General features: G+C 58.2%; 7 protein-coding genes. 2 read left to right on the top strand and 5 right to left on the bottom strand.

The genetic code is table 11. The annotated features are described in order from the left end of the window. Together BLV81_RS22415 and BLV81_RS22410 are read right to left on the bottom strand one after the other, a co-directional pair. Positions 1-646 (bottom strand): aromatic amino acid ammonia-lyase (locus tag BLV81_RS22415; RefSeq protein WP_143036423.1); only part of this gene is annotated, 646 nt, incomplete at its 3' end. Between the two features lie 25 nt (positions 647-671). Continuing rightward, positions 672-1,919 (bottom strand): allantoate amidohydrolase, encoded by a 1,248-nt coding sequence (locus tag BLV81_RS22410; RefSeq protein WP_092360124.1) that lies wholly within the window; start codon positions 1,917-1,919, stop codon positions 672-674. Positions 1,920-2,132: 213 nt separating this feature from the next. On the opposite strand from BLV81_RS22410, the gene BLV81_RS22405 reads away from it, so the two are divergent. Together BLV81_RS22405 and BLV81_RS22400 are read left to right on the top strand one after the other, a co-directional pair. After that, positions 2,133-3,461, top strand: a complete 1,329-nt coding sequence (locus tag BLV81_RS22405) for a C4-dicarboxylate transporter DctA (protein ID WP_092360123.1) — start codon at positions 2,133-2,135, stop codon at positions 3,459-3,461. Positions 3,462-3,584: 123 nt separating this feature from the next. Then, on the top strand, positions 3,585-4,280 hold the full coding sequence (locus BLV81_RS22400; RefSeq protein ID WP_092360122.1) for a GntR family transcriptional regulator: 696 nt from the start codon (positions 3,585-3,587) through the stop codon (positions 4,278-4,280). Positions 4,281-4,320: 40 nt separating this feature from the next. Here BLV81_RS22400 and BLV81_RS22395 read toward each other — a convergent pair whose 3' ends face one another. From BLV81_RS22395 to BLV81_RS22385, 3 genes are read right to left on the bottom strand one after another with little or no spacing between them, the layout of a single operon-like run. Next, a complete protein-coding gene (locus tag BLV81_RS22395; RefSeq protein ID WP_092360121.1) occupies positions 4,321-5,073 on the bottom strand; it encodes a LytR/AlgR family response regulator transcription factor in 753 nt (250 codons plus the stop codon). Between the two features lie 23 nt (positions 5,074-5,096). Further along, positions 5,097-5,828 (bottom strand): head GIN domain-containing protein, encoded by a 732-nt coding sequence (locus BLV81_RS22390; RefSeq protein ID WP_092360120.1) that lies wholly within the window; start codon positions 5,826-5,828, stop codon positions 5,097-5,099. A gap of 44 nt (positions 5,829-5,872) precedes the next feature. Further along, positions 5,873-7,216, bottom strand: a complete 1,344-nt coding sequence (locus BLV81_RS22385; RefSeq protein WP_092360119.1) for a sensor histidine kinase — start codon at positions 7,214-7,216, stop codon at positions 5,873-5,875. Positions 7,217-7,237 lie beyond the last annotated feature (21 nt).

The raw sequence follows: 7,237 nt of genomic DNA, 5'->3' as shown, positions 1-7,237 counted from the left end.
ATACCGCTACCGCCAGCGAAGCGGTGCAGCCGTTGATCAGGGCCGAGGCATCCTTGGCTTTCAGGTCGAACTTGACCGGGCCGACGCCGGCCTTGGCAATCGCTTGCGGCGCGCTCATGCGCTGGCCTTGGTACATCACTTCAGCTTCGTCAAAGCCGGCAATCGCCGCCGCCAGGTAAGACAAGGGGGCCAGATCGCCGGACGCGCCGACCGACCCCTTTTGCGGCATGATCGGATGGATGCCTGCATTCAGGAAAGCCAGCAGGCGGTCTACCACTTCGACCCGTGGCGCCGAATAATTGCTGGCGAAGGCATTGGCGCGCAACAGCATGGTGGCGCGGCTGACCTCTTCCGAGAATGGCTCACCGATGCCGGCGCAATGGGCCTTGATCAGCTGGGTCTGGAACAGCTCGATATGTTCGACCTTGATGCGGGTGTCTTTCAACAAGCCGACGCCGGTGTTGAAGCTGTACATCATCGGCGCTTCATCGTGCATCCAGGTCGATTCGATGTAGTCGCGGCTTTCTTTCAGGGCGGCGCGTGAAGAGTCGGCCAGGGTCACCGGCAGGTGCGGCGCGCGGGCGACGTCGACGACTTGCTGCGCGGTGAGGTTGAAGCCGTCGATGGTGATGGTGGTATTGGTCATGATCAAATCCAAAGTAGAAATTAAATTAATGTTTAAAATTTTCAACAAAGCGGCTAAATACCTGCGCTGCGAGGGCGGCATCGGCGGCTGTCATGATTTCGTCCGGGTGATGACTGATGCCGCCATTGCCGCAGCGGACGAACAGCATCGCTACATCTGTGATGGCAGCCATCGCCATGGCGTCATGGCCGGCGCCGGACGGCAAATGCTTCAGCGCTATGCCGCTAGTTTCAATCGCGCCCGCCAATTGCTGTTGCAACCACGGCGCGCAGGGAACGCTGGATGCTTCATGGGTCTTGCGGGTGTGAACCACGACATGGCGGCGCTGTGCAATCTGTTCGATCCTGGCCAGCACGTCGGCCACGGCGGCTTGCCGTATCTGATCCTGTTCGGCGCGGATGTCGATCGAAAAAATCGCCTTGCCCGGCACCACATTGGCGGCGCCATTCGGTACATTGAATTGGCCGACGGTGCCGACCAGGCCACGCGTGCCGTGGCAGCGTTGCTCTATATACAGGCCGATTTCCGCTGCCGCCATGGCGGCGTCGCGGCGCATCTCCATCGGCACGGTGCCGGCATGGCCGGCCAGGCCTTCGATCTCGACCGTGAAGCGCGAGGCGCCGGAGATGGCGCTTACCACTCCCAGCGGCAGTTCCTGATTGAGCAGCACCGGTCCTTGCTCGATATGGACTTCGACAAACGCCAGCACCGCTTGCGGCGCATAAGCCGCTTTGCCCAGGCCGGCGGCATGGAAACCGGAGGCGGCCATGACGTCGCGCATGCTGTGGCCGGCTTCGTCCAGGTTATCCAGCACCGCCAGGTCGAAGGTGCCGGCGGCGGCGCGGCTGCCGAGCAGGGTGGCCTTGAAGCGCACGCCTTCTTCTTCGGCAAAGCCGATGATTTCAATCGCGAAAGGGAAGCGCTTGCCGGCTTTGTGCCATTGTTGCACGCAAGCAATCGGCAACAAGATGCCGAGATTACCGTCGTATTTGCCGCCGTTGCGCACCGAATCGAAATGCGAACCGGTCAGCAGCGCGGGGGCATCCGGGATCAAGCCTTCGTAACGGCCGATGACGTTGCCGGCCATATCGCGCCGCACGCTCATGCCGGCTGCGCACATCCATTCGGCCAGTTGCGCCGCCGCGCCATGGTGGGCGCTGGTCAGGTAAGTGCGCGTCAGCATGTCGGGCGCTTCGCTGAATTGCGCCAGATCGTCTGCCCAGCGCATGATCCGTTCGCCGCAAGCGGTTGGTGTTTCTATATTGCAATCCATGATTGTGTCTCCTCGCCGAGTGAAATATCGATTAAGGTTTTTCGTAATTTTTTGTTTTTTTGGGTTTTTTGAATAATACTCTTGAATTCAATTATTGCATACAATAAGTGGATGCATTATATTGAATCCGGGGCGCCGCTTTTCCAAGCTCGAATCGGGGCGATTCCAGACTTATAAATTGGTATAAACCAAACAAACAATTAGGAGACGAACGTGCGGCGCTTTTATAAATCACTGTTTGGCCAGGTGCTGATAGCACTTGTCATGGGAATCGCAGTCGGGGTGTTGTTCCCGCAATTCGGAGAAAGCCTGAAGCCTTTGGGCGACGGTTTTATCAAGCTGGTCAAGATGATCATCCCGATGATCGTGTTCTGTGTAGTGGTACATGGCATTTACGGTGCCGGCGAGTTGAAGAAAGTCGGCCGGGTCGGCTTGAAGGCGCTGATCTACTTTGAAGTTGTGACTACGCTTGCCCTGGTGCTGGGGCTGCTGCTGGCCTTCGTATTCCATCCTGGCGTCGGCATGAACATCAATCCTGACACCTTGGACGCGAATGCCTTGTCCAGTTATGTGGAAACCGCCAATAAGGTGAGAGGCAGCAGCTTTTCCGACTTCGTGATGAAAATCATCCCGAATACCGTGGTCAGCGCGTTTACCTCTGGCGATGTACTGCAGGTGCTGCTGTTTTCGATCATTTTCGGTTCGGCCCTGTCGCTGATCGGTGAAAAAGCGGCGCCCATCATCACCATCGTGCACAGCATGTCGGAAGCATTTTTCAAATGCATGTCTTTCATCATCAGGCTGGCGCCGTTAGGCGTGTTCGGCGCGATCGCGTTCACGGTCGGCAAATACGGCGTCGGGTCCTTGCAGCAACTGAGTTTCTTGGTGCTCCTGTATTTCTTTGCGGTGGTGGTTTTCGTCTTTGCGATATTGGGCAGCATCCTCAGGCTTGCCGGTTTCAGCATCTTCAAGCTGATCAAATACCTGCGTGCCGAACTGCTGGTGGTGCTGGCGACCGCCTCTTCGGACAGCGTGCTGCCGCAGATCATGCGCAAGCTGGAATATATGGGCATCAAGGATTCCACTGTCGGCCTGGTGATCCCGACCGGTTATTCGTTCAACCTGGATGCCTTCTCGATCTACCTGACCCTGGCCGCCGTGTTCATTGCGCAAGCCACCAATACGCCGCTGGCGTTCACCGATTTGCTGGCAATCCTGGCGGTGGCCTTGATTACTTCCAAGGGCGCCCATGGCGTGCCGGGTTCGGCGATCGTGATTCTGGCGGCGACCTTATCGGCCATCCCGGCGATTCCGGTGGTGGGACTGGTGCTGGTGCTGTCGGTCGACTGGTTCATGGGCATCGCACGTGCACTTGGCAATCTGCTGGGTAACTGCGTGGCGACCGTGGTGGTGGCGGTGTGGGAAAAAGATATCGACAAGGTACGCGCGCATGCGGTCTTGAATGGCGCCCGTCCGGCCGCCGTAGGAGACGACTATGACGCGGCCAACCTGCAAATAGCGGCTGACAGCAGGTCGCTATAAACAGAGAGCAGGCGCGTCCGGCGCAGTTGGCGGCCGGGCGCAAGCCATTCTTATTTTTTGAAGGCGCCGCATTTGCAAGTACAATTTTGATCTTTAGAACCCAGCTCCAAGGAAATCGATAACATGAGCCTGTCTTCCAGCCCATCCGGCGCCGACAGTTCTGACGATATAGCGGCCGATATCACGGCCGCGATTGCCGAGCAGCGCCTGCCGCCCGGCACCAAATTGCGGGAAGAGGCCCTCGCGCGCCTGTATTCCGTGAGCCGCACCAAGATCCGGGCGGCGCTGGTGATGCTGGCGAAAGACAAATTGATCGATCTGGTGCCCGACAAAGGGGCGTTTGTGAGCCGGCCGACCGAAGAGGAAGCGCGCCAGATATTCTTCGTGCGGCGCGTGCTGGAAACCGCGCTGGTGCGTGAGTTCGTGGCCAAGGCCGGCGCCGCCGATTATCAAATGCTGGAGCAGCACTTGCGGCAGGAACGCGAGGCGCTGTCCAAGGAGAATCCGCAAATCCGCTCCAAATTGCTGAGCGACTTTCACATCCTGCTGGCACGCATCGTGGACAATCAGGTCTTGACCGACGTGCTGACCAAGCTGGCCGGCCGCAGTTCGCTCATTACCATGTTGTACCAGTCCACCAGAGACGCGACATGTTCATCGGATGAACACGTCGAATTCCTGCAGGCGGCGAAGGCCGGGGATACGGAAAAGGCGGTGCAGCTGATGCAGCATCATTTGCATCATGTGGAGTCGGCTTTGCAATTCGAGATACCGCCGCCTGGCGGCAAGAAGGATTTCGTCAAGGCCTTGCTGGCATAGCGTCGCCGCGTAGTCATACAGCGTAGCGCCGGGCCGGCGCCTACATCTGTTTGAACAGATGGATAAAACTGCGGCTCACTTCCAGCTTTTCAGCATGTCCCTTTATCAGTACCTGATGGCGGCCGCGCATGTCGCGGGTAATGCCGTCGATGGCGTTGACATTGACCAGGGTGGCGCGGTGGATTTGCCAGAACAGGTCGGGATCCAGCTCTTCAGCCAGGTCGCGCACCGGTTTGCGGATCAATGCTTCATAGGCGGCGGTCTGGACGCTGGTGTATTTTTCATCGGAACGGAAAAACAGGATTTCCTGTACCGGGATCAGCCGCAGCTGCTGGCCGATGCTGGCTTGTATCCATTGCAGATAGACCGGTTTGGTGGCGATCCCCATTTGCTTGGCGAGCTGGGTCAGCATCGAACCCATGTCGGCCGGCGTCGAACTGAGCCGGGCCTTGAGGCGGGTGACGGTCAGGCGCAAGCGCTCGGCCTCGGCCGGTTTCAGGATGTAATCGACAGCGCCTCGCTCGAAAGCTTCGATGGCGTATTCGTCATAGGCGGTAATAAAAACGATATGGCTTTTGCCGCCGATTTCCTGCGCCGCCTGCAGCCCGGTTTTGCCCGGCATGCGGATGTCGAGGAAGGTGAAATCGGGTTGCAGCTGGTCGACCAGCTCGATTGCTTCGTCGCCGTTTTTCGCCTCGCCGAGGATTTCCAGTTCCGGCCACGCCTGGCTCAGGCGCAAGCGAATCTGGTCGCGCATCAGACGTTCATCATCGGCAATGATAGCAGTAGGCATAGGCAGGTATTCTAACAGGAGATTCAGCGTTTTTTGACTGCCCCGGAGCCCATGATGCTGGAGCGCACTTGCGGCTCGCCGCTATAGGCGACGTCGCCGGAGCCGGCGGTTGAGACGTTTAAATTCTTGCTGGCATAGACATGGGCGTCGCCGCTGCCGACGATGGATACCTTGGTGTTTTCCGCCATCAGGTCAAAGCCGTCATAATCGCCGCTGCCTGCAATCGAAACCTTCAGATCGCGTGTCTTTCCTTTGACCTTGATGTCGCCGGCGCCGGCGATAGAGGCCGTGACGGTAGGCGCGTTCAGTTCACCGCTGACGCTGCCGGAACCAGAGATGGAAATCTTGATGCTGTCTTTCGAACTCAATTTGTCGCGCAGTTTCAGGTCGCCTGAGCCGAAGACGCTCAGGCCATTGACGTCAGGCGCGGTCAGATAGACATTGATGTCGTGGTGGCTGGTGAAGGACCAATTGCGCTTCAAATGGACTCTCAATACTGAACCGCTGATGTCCAGCTCGACCAGCGGAACGAGGTTGGATTCGGCTTCGATCACAGCCGGCTTGGCCGGCCCCTGGGTCAGATACACGTTCACCGCATCCATGACTTCCACTTGCTGGAAACTACCTAGCTGGCGCTCGACTCTGACGACTTCGGCGGCCATGCTGGAGCCGGGGCTGAGCAGCGGAACCAACGCTGCGGTAGCCAGCGTAAAGACAAACGCAAAACGCGAGATCGCTTTCAATTTCATATTCATATATATGTTTCCTCCTGCTTATGAAGCTAGCCTGATTGATGAATTTATACAGGCTTGGTCTTGCCGGTGCCGACTACCTGATAAGGCACTTCAATGGTTGCGCATACGCCGCTCGGGCTGTTGGGAGCGATCTCCAGCTGTGCGGCGTTGCCGTGCAACAGTTTGAGGCGGTCGCGGATACTTTGCAATCCAAGTCCGGTGCCATTGCTGGGGTAGGCGCCGAAACCGAGGCCGTCGTCATTGACGCTGACGCGCAGCTTATTGTCGGCGACTTCCGCCTTGATACGCAAGTAGCCGCCTTCCGCTTTGCGCTCCAGGCCATGCTTGATGGCGTTTTCCACCAGCGATTGCAGCATCATCGGCGGGAAGGCCGCGCTGCGCAAGCCGTCGGATACCTGCAGATCGACGTTCAGGCGTTCTTCCATGCGCATCTTCAACAGATCCAGATAGGCCCGCACGATGTCGACTTCGCGTCCCAGCGTGGTGACGGTAGAGGTTTCCCGCATTTGCGGCAATACCGCCCGCAAGTACTGGATCAGGTGCTTTTGCATGGCAGATGCACGTGGCGGATCGGTTTCAATCAGGTAATCGACCGACGCCAGCGTATTGAACAGGAAATGCGGCTCGACCTGGGCCTGGATCATCTGCATCTTGGCCTCCGATACTTCGCGTTGCAGGTTGGCGTGCTCGGCGGCGGCGTTGGCAGCCTGGGCCCGCGCTTCAGCCCGTTTCTTGCCGCCCATCAGGGCCTTGGTGCCGAACAAACCGATCAACAGCAAAAACACGAAATTCACGAACCATTCAGAAGATTTCTTCTGGTAGCGAGCTACTTGCTGCTCCGCTTTTTCGGCAGCAGCCTCGTGGATGGCGGCAACCGCGTCGTTGATCGCCTGATTGACATCCTGGGCGGCGTCAGGCGGCAAGCTCAGGTTCAGGCTGGCGGCGTTGTTGGGGGCTGGTGCCGCGGGTGCGGGCGGAGCGCTTGGCGCACTGGCTGCTGCCGCGGTTTCTGCCGGCGCCGCAGGAGGCGTCGGCGCGGCCGGGGCGCTCGCTGCAGCGCTGCCATCGTTACCATCGTAGGTATAGGTGCCGGTGTTTATGTGGACGCCGGTGTCGTCAATCCGGATATCGGTTTTGCCTCTGGCGGAATTGGCGGATTTTGAAGGCTTGCTGTTGTGCCTGCTGACTTTCTCGATGACGAGCTCTTCGGAAGAAAACAGCGTTTCCTGCAAAATCCCCGCAGCTACCAGCATCAGTGCCGCAAACAACAGGAACTTCCACCACGAAAGCTGCGTGACCCAGCCTGCTACTTTGTCGAATCCGCGTGACAAATAGATCGAGGCGATCGCGGCATTTTTCTTGAATGTGGTGAACGAATCAGAATTCATAGAGTAGTAACCAGTTTGTGC

The organism is Collimonas sp. OK242, from assembly GCF_900107095.1.
In the GTDB taxonomy this organism is placed as follows: Bacteria; Pseudomonadota; Gammaproteobacteria; order Burkholderiales; family Burkholderiaceae_D; genus Collimonas.
The sequence above is the reverse complement of the archived record's forward strand: the minus strand, read 5'-3'. Positions and strand labels throughout refer to the sequence as shown.

Coding starts and splice junctions, on each gene's coding strand:
- BLV81_RS22410 (WP_092360124.1), bottom strand. CDS start 1,919: ATGGATTGCAATATAGAAACACCAACCGCTTGCGGCGAACGGATCATG.
- BLV81_RS22390 (WP_092360120.1), bottom strand. CDS start 5,828: ATGAATATGAAATTGAAAGCGATCTCGCGTTTTGCGTTTGTCTTTACG.
- BLV81_RS22395 (WP_092360121.1), bottom strand. CDS start 5,073: ATGCCTACTGCTATCATTGCCGATGATGAACGTCTGATGCGCGACCAG.
- BLV81_RS22385 (WP_092360119.1), bottom strand. CDS start 7,216: ATGAATTCTGATTCGTTCACCACATTCAAGAAAAATGCCGCGATCGCC.
- BLV81_RS22400 (WP_092360122.1), top strand. CDS start 3,585: ATGAGCCTGTCTTCCAGCCCATCCGGCGCCGACAGTTCTGACGATATA.